This window comes from Nostoc sp., assembly GCF_036917375.1.
Lineage (GTDB): Bacteria > Cyanobacteriota > Cyanobacteriia > Cyanobacteriales > Nostocaceae > Nostoc.
Genome location: NZ_JBALDN010000077.1, coordinates 122,879 through 137,503 on the forward strand (window position 1 = coordinate 122,879; position 14,625 = coordinate 137,503).

The window sequence follows — 14,625 nt, forward strand, 5'->3', positions numbered from 1 at the left end:
CTGCTCGCTTTGTGCATTTTTAAATCGGAATTGGGTTTGGGGAAAAGGTTAAAGGGTAAAGGGTAAAGGGTAAAGAGTAAAGGTTTTTTCTTTCCCCTTTTCCCGACTTATGCAAGAAGTCTATTCTCAAGTGTTAGTGTTTCCCAATCTAAATCTGATGCTATTTGAGCAAGTTTATCTAAATCAGTCAGGTTATCTAGATAGGGTAAGCAGCCTAAAACTGGCGTGTTAGTGAGTGATTGAATCAATTGAGATGGTGTCCAGTCGGCTATTTCTGCATCCGTTCGGGGTTGTACGCAGTTCAAAACAATGCCTTTGAGATTGATGCGCGATTGTCTAGCTAATGCTACATTCGCTACTGCTTGAGCGATCGCACCCAATCTCACTGGTACTACCAATACTGTTGGTAAATGCCATTCCCCCGCCAAATCAGCTACCGTTAATTCTTCAGTTATTGGCGAACCTAATCCTCCCAAGGCTTCTACAAGTACAAAATCACGCTGCGATCGCAACTTAGACAAAGCTTGCCACACAAGTGCTAAATCTACTTGGCGATTTTCCCGTGCTGCTGCTATAGGCGGAGCCAGAGGTGCTTGAAAGTATAAAGGTGTAATTTCTTCAGCAGATTGTTCTAGCACGAATAGCTTTTGATACCACTCGCGATCGCCAATCCCCGATTGAATTGGTTTCATAATTCCCCAGCGACGCTGCGGGTAATATTTTTGCCAATAAGCTGCTAACGCTGTTGTTAAAACAGTTTTACCAGCTTCCGTATCAGTTCCAGTAATCAGTAGTGTGTTTAACATTAATTTCTTTGGCCAGAAAATGGTTGTGTTCCATCAGCCGGCGGCAAAGTCGGCGCTTCAGTAATGGTCGGAATTGGCAAGGGTGTTTCTGTGGGAATTGGCAAGGGTGTCTCTGTGGGAAGTGGCAAAGGTGTTTCTGTAGGAATTGGCAAAGGTGTCTCTGTGGGAATTGGCAAAGGTGTTTCTGTGGGAATTGGCAAGGGTGTCTCTGTCGGTGTTGGTTTGACTGGTTTTTCTAATGCAACATTGAGATTGTAATTGCTTTCGGCAACTCCTGAAAGCAGAGTTAACTCAATAGTATATCTACCAGTAGCCAACAATGTGCCTTGATAAAATGTGACTTGTTGGGCAGTATTCTCAATTGGTTGTCCATTGGGACTTAAGACTGTTAGTAGAATGCTGCTGCCTGGGTCAATAAACGTGTTTAATTTAGTACCTTCTCGTCCAAAAAAGTTGTACTGGATGATTTGATTTGCTTTGAGAGTACCTGCAACCGCGATCGGGTTAGATGTTGTAAGCTTGAGGCGCTTAGTAGATATAACTGGGCGATCGTTAGTAGGTGTGGATGTTGGTGTTAATGTCGGTGTTGGTGTCAGTGTGGGTATTGGTGTCGGTGTCGGTGTTAATGTAGTACCCCCAGAAATTACTGGTGAAGGGAAATTTTGTGGAAGCGTCTGATCTGATGTTTTTGACTGACTGCGGATGGAACTGACCAGTGTCCAAGAACCAAATCCTGCTACGATCACTACACCAATGGCAATTGCGGCGATCGCTAACGGATTATCCAAAATCGAGTTAGTTGAATTTGGTGGAATCACAGGATCGGGTTTCTTGGGCGAAGCTGCTGGTGCTACTAAGTCAGGACGCCGACTAACTGCCATTGTCTGCAAGTTAGACACATTTACATCCGGAAGACTGACTTCATGTAAAGGTTGTAGTGCTTGAGATACACTAGTAGCACTTTGATAGCGATCGCTTGGTATATGATTCAACATTCGATTCAACACTACAGCAAATCGTGGATTCACTTTTACCCACCGCTGCCAATTCCAAGTTAGTTGGTTTCGATCGAATAGATCCTTTGGTTCTTTACCAGTCAGTAAAACAATCGCGCTTACCGCTAATGCATACAAATCACTACTAGGATAAGCTCCCCCTGTTTGCATTTGTTCGCTGGGAGAGTAGCCTAATTTTCCGACGGTGGTTTGTGGTATGGGATTATCTGGCGATTGTAAACGCGTTGCCAATTCCTTCACCACCCCAAAGTCAATTAACACAGGTTTAGCATCACTATCTCGCAAAATAATATTTTCTGGCGAGATATCCCGGTGAATAATTCCTCGACTGTGAATATGCTCTAAAACAGGCAACAACAACTCTATCAGCTGCAATACTTCAGCCTCTGTGAAAGTTTTACCCACAGCTTGACGTTCAGCCAGCAGAGTGCGGTACGTCTGACCTGCAACGTAGTCCTCCACCAAAAATAAGCGTTGGTCTTGCTCAAACCTTTCCCGAAATTTCGGCACTTGTGGGTGTTCGATTTGATATAAAATAGCAGCTTCTCGGTGAAAAAGCTCTTGTGCCCTCTCCCAATCCAAAGCCGACCTTGCTGTTGAATTCAATTCTTTGATCGCACAAAGTTCGTTAAAGCGCCTCTGGTCTTCTGCCAGATAGGTTCTACCAAATCCTCCTTGTCCGAGAATTTGAATTATGCGGTAACGGTTTTGCAAGACAGAGCCAACTGTAATCGGTGGTTGCATGATCGGTTGATTGAGTGTAGTAGCAACTGAGGAGATCGCCCACAAAGATTAAGTCCAAGAGGCGACGGGACAGTTACCTGCGGCAATATTCTACTATACCCAACAAGTAGACTCCACCAGAGCAAGGTTGTTTCATACTGCATAACTTCACAATCCTCAATCCTGAATTCAATTTCTCTGCCTGGGAAAACGAGAAATTTTGAAATATCCAAAATCACCTTGAGAATCAAAGTTATACAAATCATTCATCTCTTTTTCAATCAATCCTGTGGAAAAAAAATTGCAATCGGCTAACTGTGCTTGTGTAAGCCAAGCTTTTGCACGATAAAATACCTAGCGAGCGTCTTTGTAAAGAATAATGTTATCTCAATCAATAATGATTTGTTGAGCGCTACAAATCTTGATTTTGTCAATTATTATTTGAGCTAGATGGCGTTTCTCTTCGATCCTAAATTTAGGCTACTACATCAAAAAATTTTAAAATTTTTCATCTGCAAAGTTCTCAAAATTCTGCCATTGGGCTATTTACCGAATTTATTCCCTTGGCGATCGCCCCAACATCCAAAATCACGATTCGTTTGAATCGCAAGGTAGAGGCAGTTCTCGCTGCACCCAACTGGAGCGATCGCAACCACCCAAAAATCAGAGCATACCCAACAGTACTCATTATCTCCGTAATAATACGCATGAAAACTAGTTCAGATGTGATTGGTAGCTCACACTTGACAGGATGTTCGCAGACAGATTAAACATTATTGATATTGAACAATTTTTTTATATTTAACTAAAACCCTTTAAGTAAAAATATTTATAAAAAATTATTTAAGTGAAATTACCCTTGTTAAGTAATATAAGGCATCAAAAAACACCTTTATTTTATCTTTATCTAAAAACTTTCTAGTGTGTGGATAAATTTTGTCCCCTGCCAGCTTCTTCTAGGCTGTATAATTGTCACTTTTGTAAATGCGTAGATTAGAGAGTAATAAGCTACCGTTTGACTACTTAGTTACAAGTGCTATACTGTGTGAGAACAAACATTTTAATATCACTAAAGTTGTCAATGCTTTACTGTCAGCTATGAATGAGGTAATTAGAAGAACTTAGCACACCAATAATGTTTAAGCGATTAGGCTTATTTACCTCAACCAAAAAATTGAACTATAGACCTAGTGCATGGACTTGATGTCAGTTAAGCTATGAATAGCTTGTTTGCCAAGAAGACTAGATAAGTAGCGAATAATAATTTTATGCAAAAATGTTTAAATTTTGTATGGAAGCTTCAACAAAACTTACAGATGTTTTTTTAGGCTATTTCTTGGTTAAATCTATTAAATCTCTAATGATAATATTGCTATGAATGCACATAGAGGATCTGCTGTGCTCAGTTCTGCAACTTTCAAAGTGCAACCATCTGCAACAGGACTGAATGATAATCATCGCCTGCGGCTGTTTTCTGGCTCTGCCAATTTACAACTGTCTCAAGAAGTCGCTCGTTATCTGGGCATGGACTTGGGGCCAATGATTCGCAAAAGATTTGCGGATGGAGAACTTTACGTTCAAATCCAAGAATCGATTCGAGGTTGTGATGTTTATTTAATCCAGCCATGTTGTCAACCCGTCAACGATCATTTGATGGAATTATTGATTATGGTTGACGCCTGTCGTCGAGCTTCTGCGCGACAGGTAACGGCAGTAATTCCCTACTATGGTTATGCTCGTGCCGATCGCAAAACGGCAGGACGAGAGTCAATAACCGCCAAACTGGTTGCTAACTTGATCGTGGAAGCAGGTGCTAACCGCGTTCTCGCAATGGATTTACACTCGGCTCAGATTCAAGGCTATTTTGACATACCCTTTGACCATGTTTACGGTTCACCAGTATTGCTAGATTATCTAGCCAGCAAACAACTCCCCGACTTGGTGGTTGTTTCTCCCGATGTTGGTGGTGTAGCACGAGCTAGGGCATTTGCAAAAAAACTGGATGATGCTCCACTGGCGATTATTGACAAACGTCGTCAGGCACATAATGTTGCAGAAGTGTTAAATGTCATTGGTGATGTTAAAGGCAAAACGGCAGTGTTGGTGGATGACATGATCGACACTGGGGGAACGATCGCAGAAGGGGCGCGATTACTGCGTGAAGAAGGAGCGCGTCAGGTATATGCCTGTGCAACTCATGCGGTATTCTCTCCTCCAGCGATGGAGCGCTTGTCTAGTGGCTTGTTTGAGGAAGTTATTGTCACCAATACCATTCCCATACCAGAAAACAATCGTTTCCCACAACTAGTGGTGCTGTCAGTAGCTAATCTGTTGGGAGAAACTATCTGGCGAATTCATGAAGATACTTCAGTTAGTAGTATGTTCCGCTAGACTGTTATTCGTGTTACAGGGATAAATTACCCACATTGACCCCTTGATTGGGTTCAGTGTGGGCTTTTGCTTTTAGTTATTACATCAACACTAACGTCCCTTGTGAGCGAAAGCACCCCAATCGCTGCATAAGAGCTTTTTTATATGGATGCAGCACTGCCAAATTAGAATACTTTGATTCAGTTTGGACAATTTGGGTAAAGAGGACAAAGGAATAGTTACAACTCCTAAAAAAGTGATTTCAGTTTTAGCTGTGGAAAATGGCGATCGCTTGTCTCGCCTTAAAGTTCGGCGCGAAATGGAAGAGTTACTACAGCTGTTTGTTCCTGACCCTCAACACCATCCGGCACAGTTTGCTTTCAACAAAAAGTTACAACGGCATGGAACAAATACGGGACTAACTTATTGCACTGCTATGATATCCCAGGCTTGCCGCCAGATAACTTGAAAATGGAAACGATGTTCAGCCATTTGCGTCGCCGTCAACGGCGAATTAGTGGGCACAAATCAACTCAACTGCCGAATTGCGCAATTTTGGACAATATCAAGTTTTATTCTTAGCCGAAAGGAAAAAACAGTTACTCGCACAAATTCAGCAAGTACTTATAACAGAGTATAAAACTCAACATCATAGATTAACTTTGGCGGCAGTTCTTCGCCAACAAAAACGTCGCCTTCATCGTAATCCAGTTAGCACAATACAAGATGTTAATCAACATCAGGAACTTCTTACTGTGCTTGAGTCTCAAGCCCTGAAATAGCAATTAGATAGCTAGTAGTTCGCCAAGTGAACTTGGCAGGGTAAAGGGTAAGGGGAAGGGAAGATCAAGAGGGGAAAAGGTTAAAGGGCAAAGGGGAAAGGGAAGAATTTAACCCTTTCCCCTGCGCCGTTCGCCAAGTGAACTTGGCAGGGTAAAGGGTAAGGGGGAAAGGGGAAGGGAAGATCAAGAGGGGAAAAGGTTAAAGGGCAAAGGGGAAAGGGAAGAATTTAACCCTTTCCCCTGCGCCGTTCGCGCAGCGATCGCACCAGAAGGCGCTTACCCTTTCCCCTTTTCCCTGCCGCAGGCTTCCTTTCCCCTTTCCCCTTTCCCCAGCCCTCACAAGCGCATTTTTGGGTTGGCAGACTACTAGGGCTTTCTTTGAGGGCATATTCTTCTTTCGACTGTGGTAGTTTGCAGATACCTATCTTTTCATCAGGACTAAGATTGTCTTGCTTGTGCGATCGCCTACTGTCCCTGAGTACGAGACTGTATTGGCTACAGCTATATATGCAATTCTTAATCTTATAGTCATTAACTCCGGTAACTCGATTGGTATATAGTAAATTAGATCCTAGCTGTTGCAAAGTAATGCTCATAGCTTTGCACCAGCTAGGCAGATCGAGTGTACAAGAAAAGTGCAAAGCCTCTGGTAACAACATTCTATTGATTCATTAACAATTAGCTAACACTACAGCCTCTGAGGACACACCAATCGAGCCAATTGCACTTCTTAACTGGCTGTAGAAATGTCACAACGTTATTAATTAAGTATCCCAACAAAAGTAGAGCAGACAGTATGATCAAATATGTAAATCTTGGCAAAACTGGACTCAAAGTATCGCGTGTCACCCTCGGCACGATGACTTATGGCTCCCGGAAATTGCGCCAATGGGTATTAGAAGAAGAAGAAAGTCGCCCATTTATAAAACTGGCTTTGGAATTGGGGATTAACTTCTTTGATACCGCCGATGTCTATTCGTTGGGCGCTAGTGAAGAAATTGTCGGGCGAGCGCTCAAAGACTTTGCAAACAGAGATCAGGTTGTTATTGCTACCAAAGTACATGGTAAAGTCGGCGATGGTCCAAACGATCGCGGACTATCTCGCAAACATATTTTTGATAGCATTGATGCTTCTTTGCGGCGACTACAGAGCGATTATGTAGACTTATACCAAATTCACCGTTGGGACTATGAGACACCAATCGAAGAAACCCTAGAAGCACTTCACGATCTTGTGAAAGCAGGTAAAGTCCGTTACCTGGGGATTTCTAGTGTTTACGCATGGCAGTTTGCCAAAGCCCTTTATACAGCGGACATTCACGGCTGGACTCGCTTTGTATCAATTCAAAATCACTACAACCTAATCTATCGAGAAGAAGAACGAGAAGTCATACCTCTAGCCCAAGATCAAGGGATTGGTATTATTCCTTGGAGTCCCCTGGCGCGGGGCTTTTTGTCAGGGAATCGCAGCAAGTCAGACTATGGTCAAACACTACGTGCAAAAACTGATGAATTCGCTCACAAGCTCTACTATCAAGATTCAGATTTTCAAATAGTTGAGCGCGTAGTTGAATTAGCTACAAAACGAGGGGTTAAACCCACACAAATTGCCCTAGCTTGGCTATTGCATCAACCAGGTGTAACATCTCCCATAATAGGCGCTAGCAAGATCGAACATCTCAAAGAGGCTGTCGAGGCGGTGGATTTAGAACTGTCCGATCAAGAGCGCAAATTCCTAGAAGAACCTTACACACCCCATCCGATCTTAGGGCATGAGTACCCTTGGGGAAATCGCCCATAGAGCAACTTATACCATTTTGGATTTTAGACTTTCCTGCGGAACGCTACGCGAACGGCTACGCTCAGTCGAACGATTTTAGATTTTGGATTGTGAAACATCCATTGGATAAGTGTTTCAGTTTCCCATCTGTCGCAATCATTTTTCAAATTGGTATTAGTAGTCTGCCAACCCAAAAATGCTAGGTGGAGGTTGGGTAAAGGGAAAAGGGAAAAGGTTAAGGGATTTAAACCCTTTACCCCTTCCCCTTTACCCCGCAAAGTTCACTTGGCGAACTATTAGTACTTGACCAACCTTTGCATTGCGATGTGTCGTGTCGTTTTTCCGTCTTATTCAGTCGGGTAAGCGTATTCAGGTTAAATGACATTACTTACGCGATCGCCTAGTAGTTTGCCAAGAAAACTTGGCGGGGTAAAGGATAAGGGGGAAGGGGAAAAGGGTTTAAATCCGAATCGCACTAATAAAAGATACAGCCCTTGCTCTGACTGGTTCCCAGCCTAGAGGCTGGGAACCCATTCTGAGAGGGTTGCCGCCTCCGATCTTCTTGACAAGAGGCAGAACCTCTTTTAAATACATTCCCAGCCTGGAAAGGGGGAATTCAAGAGACAGCCTCTCGTAGAGAAGAAAGCTAACAGAATTTAGGGTTACGAAAGCACTGTTTGTGGTTCCTTGGACTCAGCTTTCTGCTTGAAGACAGTTGGTACTTCTGCGTTGAACACCTCACCTTGAACCACTTGGGAGCGGAAACCATCAACTCCAACAGGAACATCACCAGTAATGGTGGTGCGATATAACAGACGCTCGACATCCAAATGATCTAAATCTTGAGGAGCTAAATGCACAGTAGCGCGGTTATCCCAGAACGCGATATCACCATTATTCCAACGGAAACGGGTGGTGTAGGCAGGTTTGGTAATTTGGTTGAAGAACAGCTCCAGCAGCAGTTTGCTCTCTTGTGGTGACACGTCAATAATGTGCGAGGTGAAGCCAGGGTTAACGAACAACGCACGTTCGCCAGTCTCAGGATGAACCCTGACTACTGGGTGGATTGAGACTAGTGGATTAACAGCAATGCGCTCATCGAATTTGCCGTTGCGAGGCTGATACCCGCCCCCATTAAAGCGATGTTCAGCTTTCAATGTGTCTGCTAGCGCCCGTAGGGGTGCTGACAGTCCCTCATAAGCCGCAACCAGATTGCTCCACTGAGTGTCACCACCGAAGCTGGGGACATTAACCGCGCGTAAAATTGAACCTGCTGGTGGATTAATAGCTGCCGTTACGTCTGTGTGCCAAGGGCCACCAGTACGAAAACCGTACTGCTTTTCATAGAGCTTACGATCTACGGGTTTGATCTGTGGGAATCCTGGGACTGGTTCAGGCTCTCCAAGTGGATGCGCGAAAGTTACTTCACCAAAACGAGATGTGAACTCAACCTGGGCAGCATGATCGATGTTCTGACCACGAAAGAACACAACTTTCCATTTCAATAACGCTTTACGGATTTCTTGGACTTGCTCGTCAGAAAGAGGACGGGAAAGGTCTACGCTACCGATTTCGGCACCGATGAAACCAGCAACTTGTTTAACTTCTATATGTTTGTAGCCCATGTAGATTCTCCAGAGTTTGATCTGTAGGGTGGTGTTCACACTCGCCTGTTTCCTTTGGAATTTTGCCAATATCCGATCGCAACATTCCTCTGCTGGGAGTAGAACTGAGAGCATCATACACTATTCCGATAAATTTACCGTAGTATTTATCGCTATTTAACACTCTGTAATCACAGCCCTAATGGTGGCGACGTTGCTGGAGTTGCGATCGCGGCATTCTTAAATGAGCCTTTGGTATTAATTTTTTTCAGATGACGATCCGTTTAGAGGTTAGTAACTTTTACTCAGCATTGGCTCAACGCCGTGCTATCTATGTACAGCACTCTAAAACACTGTTTGGCGCAGTTCTGGAAATACTTTGGAGACTTTATTCAGAAGATAATCGCCATAAGTCCCGCGAAATTCGTGGACACTGGCTTTATCCCAGCGATCGCTTTGATCGTCATTCACTACTATGCCGTTGAGTTCAATGGGTTTGACTTCAATGTTGAAATTGGGATCAAAGAAGAATGGAAATGACTTGCGACTACTTGTCGATCGGTTCTGAACGCGGTGGGGTGTTGAGCGATACAATCCTCGTGTCATACGATCGAGCATATCCCCAATATTGCATACGAATGAACCAGGAATAGGAGGTGCATCTATCCAACCAGACTTTAATTTGACTTGTAATCCACCGACATTATCTTGTTTTAGTATAGTTAATACTCCATAATCTGTATGTTCGCCAACGCCCCATTTAGATTCAGAGAATGATGAATTGGGAGGGTAATTGAAAATCCGAAATAATATCAATGGGTTTTTTGTATAAAGGTCTGCAAAGTAGGACTTTTCTAACCCCAAACTTAGAGCAATACCAGCCATTAGGATGTGTCCAAGTCTGGTCATTGAGTCGATATAATCCAGCACTGTTTCCCGAAATTGGGGAATATTGGATGGAAAAAGATTTCGACCGTGCATTGGTACACCAGTTTTCACAAGTGGGTGGTCTGATTCTAGTTCTGTACCGAAGTAAATACCTTCTTTTAAGTCCGGTTTACCTGATGTCAACTCATTACCCACGGGAAAATATCCTCGCCATGCTTTACCACCAAGAGCCATACGAATTTTCAGTTTTGTTTCTACATCCTGCGCGAAAAACTGTTGGCTGAGATGTTCTAACTGCTTTTGTAGTTGCTCATCAACTCCATGTCCGACAATATAGAAGAAACCGTAATTATGGAGAGCTTGTCTAATTTGGTCTGCAATTACATCAGAATAGTTGCTAGTTTGAGAAACCAATGGACTAATATCAATGATGGGAAGTTCTGAAAATTTTTTATCCACAACTTGTAAGATTGTCATACTCTTATTAATTTTCTCTTTATGATAGTCAATTTAGTTAAACTCAAGCTCTTTAAATAGTAATTTTTGCTTGAAGATTTATCTAAGATCGTAGACCATAAGCTTTTCTCTAATATGGCTTATGGTCTATGTTCCTAATCATCTATTTTTAACTATTTACTTTAAATTCTTCTGAGCTTGGATTCGATCGAAAATAGCACCTTCATTAAAAAATTGCTGCTGAATCTTGTTCCATCCTCCTAAATCTTCTGCTTTAAACAGAGTTTTAACTTTAGGAAAATTACTACCCAATTCTTTTGCTATTGTATTATTCACAGGACGAAATCCTATTTTGGCAAATTCTCGTTGTACCTCTGGGGTATAGAGATATTGCACAAATGCTTCTGCAACTTTCCGAGTTCCATGTTGCTCGACGTTCTTATCTACTACAGCAATTGGATTATCAATAGATATATTCACATCAGGGACAACGTATGAGAACTTTTCGCCTTTTTGTTTGGATAAAATCATTTCATTTTCATAGTTGAGTAAAGCATCCCCTTGACCTTGTTTAAAGAACAATTCGCTGGCATTACGAGCAGTCTTGGGCAGCACAAGTACATTTTTATAAACTTTAGAAGTAAAATCTAACGCCTGCTTCTCATCCCGGCCAGTTTTTGTTACGTAACCCCATAAACCTAAGAAGTTCCATCGCGCACCACCAGATGTTTTCGGATTAGCTGTCAGTATACTCACTCCTGGTCTTGTCAAATCCGTCCATGTTTTAATATTTTTGGGATTCCCCTCACGAGTAGCGATCGCACCTACAGATTGTGTCACAATTGCATTATTTGGTGCTTCTTTTTCCCAACCCGATTGAATAAAACCTGTCTGAACTAGTTTGTCAACATCAAGAGCCAGTGACAGGTGTACCACATCAGCCTCTAAACCATCAATCACATTTAGGGTTTGAGAACCAGATCCATCATAACTTTCAGTAAACTTCAGATTTTGGTTATGCTCTTTTTTCCATTTTTCTACAAATTGTGGAATAATTTGCTCGTATGCAGCCTTTGTCACTGAGTAAGAAACAAACGTTAGGTTTATATCACGGTCTGAAGTGGCGATTCTATTACCAGTGTTATCAATATTAGCTCCAGAGCAAGCGCTCATCATTATACTTAAGCTTACTCCCGCCAAAAATAGGGATATAAACCCCCAGTTTCTTATAGCTTGCCAAGCTTTAACAGTACGAGTGTGAACTTGTTTAGTGATATATCTGTTTAACTTCCAAGTATGCTGCCGCTTGTTTCTCAAAATTTTTCTCCTCTATTAAATTCGGTAAGCCGAGAGATTTACTGTAGTTTAGAGGTATTATAAGATAGTTGGCATTCATTAGATAACCTTTGGTTAACCTAAATTTAAACAAGCTATATATTGATTACGCATACAAAGAGGCTTAACTTTGCCAAAATAAGAGCCTTAGTGTTCGCACTTTTTTAGGGTAGTGACAGCGAGCGAAGATTGTTAAGGTTCTAACTTTTAAATCTTCTGCAAAACGTTTAAGCTGCCTTGTATAGCTAAATAAATATATGATTAGAGCCGTACTTTGTTGACGCGACAAAGGGTCAACAAAGTAGCCAGTATCAGCGATCGCAAAATCGAACTCAACATTATCATTTACCTGAATGACGATGCGATCCCTGGCTACCAGCGCCTCTCCACGGTGCGGATAGATGTAGGTGGAAGTTACAGAAAGCAATTACCCGCTCGATTGCATGTGGTGGTTTAGAGCCAACTTAATGAAAGCGCCAGACTTGGAACCAGCGAGCTGTATAAGGTAGTTGCGGATAGTTATAGTAAGCGCCAGCATAACCTCGCACGCGATTCACTGGCACAGATGACATCGCGGATGACATCTACACGGTTATTAATATAACGTGAGTTCGACGGAACTAAAAAACGGCAGGAGGTAGTGCAGGCAAACCTTTTGGGTAAATGTCAATCGAAGGTTTTTTGGGCAGATAGGTGTAAGCAGCCAAACCAGCCATCAAGTTGACTAAAAAGTTAAATACACTACGATGTCGGGAATGTTCTATTTGACACATATTTTTGAGATGGTCATTGACCGACTCAATTACCGCCCGTTTGCGTAAAAGAATTTTATCAATCAATTTTACCAAGCGGTTTTTCATATTCTTCTTGGATTTTGTAATTAACTCTAAGCCTCGCTCGTATAACTCTTCAAATAATTTTTGTGAAACATATCCTCTGTCCCCAAAAAGTTTACCAATCAAATCTTGAGTCATCTCAGGTACTGGCTTTCGGTCATCTACATTTGCAGGAGTTAATTTAAATGCCAGCAATTCTCCTTGGTCATTAATTATCAAATGAAGTTTACTTCCGTTATGCCAACCCACGGAATTTTTGCCCCATTTTACCAACCCTTTAAAGACTTTATGTGCATGAGCGCGGCAATTATGGCAAACATTGATTGGAGTCGAGTCAATAAAACTAATTCCCGTAATTTCTCCCGTTATTGTATGCAAAAAACAACACAACAACATCAAACACCTTCGCGCAGCGTCTCGAAGAGAAGGCATCAGTTCCACAAATCTGGTATAGCTCACCAAGTTGGGAAACGCTCCACGCCAACTTTGTAGTACATGCAACGTGTAGAACTCCTTGAAAGTCTTATAACCACTACCATGAAATGCGATTGCAATTGTCATCACCTCTCTCTAATGCATTTTTGATTTGCTGCGGCGCTCTCCCCTTGTGGATGGTAACTGTGGTACTTGCTGCCATAGATTTTCCCATTGATTACAGAAATCATCTACGTCGCAGAAAATTTGCGCTCTGGTCGAGGCGAGATACAATAGTGGACACAGCCGAGACCCTCATTTTTATTAGATATTCTTAGTCTCGGCATTTTTTTGTGACTTTTTTGCTGATTCTCAATCAATCGTAGCGTAGGCAAAGCCCGCCGCAGGCATCGCACTTCACCTGCCCAGTTAAGCAAATTCCTATCTAGAGGGCTTTTTGGGCTTTTCTATCCGTCGAACTCACGTTAATACACCCATTGACGTATTTATCAATAGTCAGCCAGCGATCCTCTTGCTTTGGTATCACCCCAATCTGAATTTCTTGTTCGCGCAGACGGTTGAATATATCTATACTCTTAACCAACTTTTAATTAGCTCGATAGACTACTAATTAGCACTGCCCAACCAGCTTCTACTGCTGCTGTGCAGCCTGCATTGTTGACTGCAACTTTATCATCTGTGATGGTTTTTGCTCCACCGTGAACAATGATAGTCGGTATCATATAATTCTATTCTTGTTAGTATGAATTTTGTAGGACTGCAATCGCCTTCACGGGTTCGTCAATTAGTTGTAGCGATCGCATTTAAAGTCTCTAAACCGAAGTGCTGGGTTGCTGATATAAACACAGCTTCGGGATAATCTTGTTGAACTCTAGCCCAGGTTTCGCTATCTACTTTGTCAACCTTGTTAAAAACAAGCAAACTTTTTTCTGGAATCTCAGGCATTTCTTCGAGTTGCAAAATTATTTGTATATTTGTAGGGGCGCACAGATGCACATTGGTGTCAACTTAACGTGAAACCGCTCGTCCGCCGGGAATTGAAATTCCCGTCTCATAGCTAAAGTCATCTTTAGATGACTAAAATATTGCCAAAAATCTCCACTCTACTGAAGTAGACTTAAGCTATTAGCCCGAAAATTTATTGACGGGCGGGGATGTCAGCCAACAGATAAGCTATTTCCAGCTTAAGTTGACACCTATGACAGATGCACGCTCCTATAGTCGGATGTTTTTTTACTATTTCGATAGTAAACATATCGGCGTAAGCGCAAAAAGCTCTATCTCCTAAAAGCACATCATTTGGTTTGAGAAAGCTGTACATTTTTCTAGCCAACTTAATATCATGAGTGTTCATAACGTTGATACATAAAGCAACAGCCGCTCCCGTCACCAAACTGAATATCACACCAATTTTAGCAATTGGAAAACCACATCCATCTTCTTGACTACTAGGTTGAGGGTATTCTTTTTGGTTCTCTACTGTGTCTGGCATAGATACGGTTGAGCCATCTATTACTTTCACATTTCGACCACACCATAATTTTTCTGTTGTTACTTTCTCTTCTAAGCTTTGTGCCGAATCATTGAAAAGTTT

14 protein-coding genes and 2 pseudogenes are annotated in these 14,625 nt (G+C 42.2%); 4 read left to right on the forward strand and 12 right to left on the reverse strand.

Annotated elements, in window-relative coordinates:
- Positions 1–107 precede the first annotated feature (107 nt).
- The 3 genes from bioD to V7K45_RS20140 form a co-directional block, all read right to left on the reverse strand.
- The gene (gene bioD, locus V7K45_RS20130) at positions 108–806 is read right to left on the reverse strand and encodes a dethiobiotin synthase (RefSeq protein WP_335006493.1); all 699 of its coding nucleotides are present in this window, start codon (positions 804–806) and stop codon (positions 108–110) included.
- Entirely contained in the window at positions 806–2,566 is a 1,761-nt protein-coding gene (locus V7K45_RS20135) for a protein kinase domain-containing protein (protein WP_335006495.1), read from the reverse strand. The genes bioD and V7K45_RS20135 overlap by 1 nt, the downstream gene beginning before the upstream one ends.
- A 502-nt stretch (positions 2,567–3,068) precedes the next feature.
- On the reverse strand, positions 3,069–3,233 hold the full coding sequence (locus V7K45_RS20140) for a hypothetical protein (RefSeq protein WP_335006497.1): 165 nt from the start codon (positions 3,231–3,233) through the stop codon (positions 3,069–3,071).
- 686 nt (positions 3,234–3,919) lie between these two features.
- Between V7K45_RS20140 and V7K45_RS20145 the strand changes: the two genes are divergently transcribed.
- Entirely contained in the window at positions 3,920–4,936 is a 1,017-nt protein-coding gene (locus V7K45_RS20145) for a ribose-phosphate pyrophosphokinase (protein WP_335006499.1), read from the forward strand.
- A gap of 235 nt (positions 4,937–5,171) precedes the next feature.
- Positions 5,172–5,384, forward strand: coding sequence for a hypothetical protein (locus V7K45_RS20150; RefSeq protein WP_335006503.1), 213 nt, complete (start codon positions 5,172–5,174; stop codon positions 5,382–5,384).
- A gap of 540 nt (positions 5,385–5,924) precedes the next feature.
- On the opposite strand, the gene V7K45_RS20155 is transcribed toward V7K45_RS20150, so the two are convergent.
- Positions 5,925–6,356: a hypothetical protein gene (locus V7K45_RS20155; RefSeq protein WP_335006505.1), complete on the reverse strand. Its 432-nt coding sequence runs from the start codon at positions 6,354–6,356 to the stop codon at positions 5,925–5,927.
- 137 nt (positions 6,357–6,493) lie between these two features.
- Here V7K45_RS20155 and V7K45_RS20160 point away from each other — a divergent pair, with 137 nt between their 5' ends.
- The gene (locus tag V7K45_RS20160; protein ID WP_335006507.1) at positions 6,494–7,498 is read left to right on the forward strand and encodes an aldo/keto reductase; all 1,005 of its coding nucleotides are present in this window, start codon (positions 6,494–6,496) and stop codon (positions 7,496–7,498) included.
- Between the two features lie 641 nt (positions 7,499–8,139).
- Here the strand turns inward: V7K45_RS20160 and V7K45_RS20165 are convergent.
- The 3 genes from V7K45_RS20165 to V7K45_RS20175 all read right to left on the reverse strand — a co-directional run bounded on the left by V7K45_RS20165 (position 8,140) and on the right by V7K45_RS20175 (position 11,700).
- The gene (locus tag V7K45_RS20165) at positions 8,140–9,219 is read right to left on the reverse strand and encodes a TauD/TfdA dioxygenase family protein (protein ID WP_442942017.1); all 1,080 of its coding nucleotides are present in this window, start codon (positions 9,217–9,219) and stop codon (positions 8,140–8,142) included.
- 207 nt (positions 9,220–9,426) lie between these two features.
- Positions 9,427–10,446: an isopenicillin N synthase family dioxygenase gene (locus tag V7K45_RS20170; protein ID WP_335006509.1), complete on the reverse strand. Its 1,020-nt coding sequence runs from the start codon at positions 10,444–10,446 to the stop codon at positions 9,427–9,429.
- A gap of 156 nt (positions 10,447–10,602) precedes the next feature.
- Positions 10,603–11,700, reverse strand: coding sequence for a sulfate ABC transporter substrate-binding protein (locus tag V7K45_RS20175; RefSeq protein ID WP_335006525.1), 1,098 nt, complete (start codon positions 11,698–11,700; stop codon positions 10,603–10,605).
- A 337-nt stretch (positions 11,701–12,037) separates the two neighbouring features.
- Here V7K45_RS20175 and V7K45_RS20180 point away from each other — a divergent pair, with 337 nt between their 5' ends.
- A complete protein-coding gene (locus V7K45_RS20180) occupies positions 12,038–12,217 on the forward strand; it encodes a hypothetical protein (protein WP_335006511.1) in 180 nt (59 codons plus the stop codon).
- Positions 12,218–12,380: 163 nt separating this feature from the next.
- On the opposite strand, the pseudogene V7K45_RS20185 reads toward V7K45_RS20180, so the two are convergent.
- The 5 genes and pseudogenes from V7K45_RS20185 to V7K45_RS33025 form a co-directional block, all read right to left on the reverse strand.
- Positions 12,381–13,329, reverse strand: a pseudogene (locus V7K45_RS20185) (IS982 family transposase).
- A gap of 126 nt (positions 13,330–13,455) precedes the next feature.
- Positions 13,456–13,614: a hypothetical protein gene (locus V7K45_RS20190; protein ID WP_335006515.1), complete on the reverse strand. Its 159-nt coding sequence runs from the start codon at positions 13,612–13,614 to the stop codon at positions 13,456–13,458.
- A gap of 7 nt (positions 13,615–13,621) precedes the next feature.
- The gene (locus V7K45_RS20195) at positions 13,622–13,753 is read right to left on the reverse strand and encodes a hypothetical protein (RefSeq protein ID WP_335006517.1); all 132 of its coding nucleotides are present in this window, start codon (positions 13,751–13,753) and stop codon (positions 13,622–13,624) included.
- Positions 13,754–13,811: 58 nt separating this feature from the next.
- On the reverse strand, positions 13,812–13,991 hold the full coding sequence (locus V7K45_RS20200; protein WP_335006519.1) for a hypothetical protein: 180 nt from the start codon (positions 13,989–13,991) through the stop codon (positions 13,812–13,814).
- A gap of 447 nt (positions 13,992–14,438) precedes the next feature.
- Positions 14,439–14,625 (reverse strand): annotated as a pseudogene (locus V7K45_RS33025) (IS4 family transposase); the annotation flags it as partial.

Excerpts from the sequence above, each read along its gene's own strand:
- bioD (WP_335006493.1), bottom strand. The coding sequence starts at position 806 with ATGTTAAACACACTACTGATTACTGGAACTGATACGGAAGCTGGTAAA.
- V7K45_RS20135 (WP_335006495.1), bottom strand. The coding sequence starts at position 2,566 with ATGCAACCACCGATTACAGTTGGCTCTGTCTTGCAAAACCGTTACCGC.
- V7K45_RS20140 (WP_335006497.1), bottom strand. The coding sequence starts at position 3,233 with ATGAGTACTGTTGGGTATGCTCTGATTTTTGGGTGGTTGCGATCGCTC.
- V7K45_RS20145 (WP_335006499.1), top strand. The coding sequence starts at position 3,920 with ATGAATGCACATAGAGGATCTGCTGTGCTCAGTTCTGCAACTTTCAAA.
- V7K45_RS20155 (WP_335006505.1), bottom strand. The coding sequence starts at position 6,356 with ATGTTGTTACCAGAGGCTTTGCACTTTTCTTGTACACTCGATCTGCCT.
- V7K45_RS20160 (WP_335006507.1), top strand. The coding sequence starts at position 6,494 with ATGATCAAATATGTAAATCTTGGCAAAACTGGACTCAAAGTATCGCGT.
- V7K45_RS20165 (WP_442942017.1), bottom strand. The coding sequence starts at position 9,219 with ATGATGCTCTCAGTTCTACTCCCAGCAGAGGAATGTTGCGATCGGATA.
- V7K45_RS20170 (WP_335006509.1), bottom strand. The coding sequence starts at position 10,446 with ATGACAATCTTACAAGTTGTGGATAAAAAATTTTCAGAACTTCCCATC.
- V7K45_RS20195 (WP_335006517.1), bottom strand. The coding sequence starts at position 13,753 with ATGATACCGACTATCATTGTTCACGGTGGAGCAAAAACCATCACAGAT.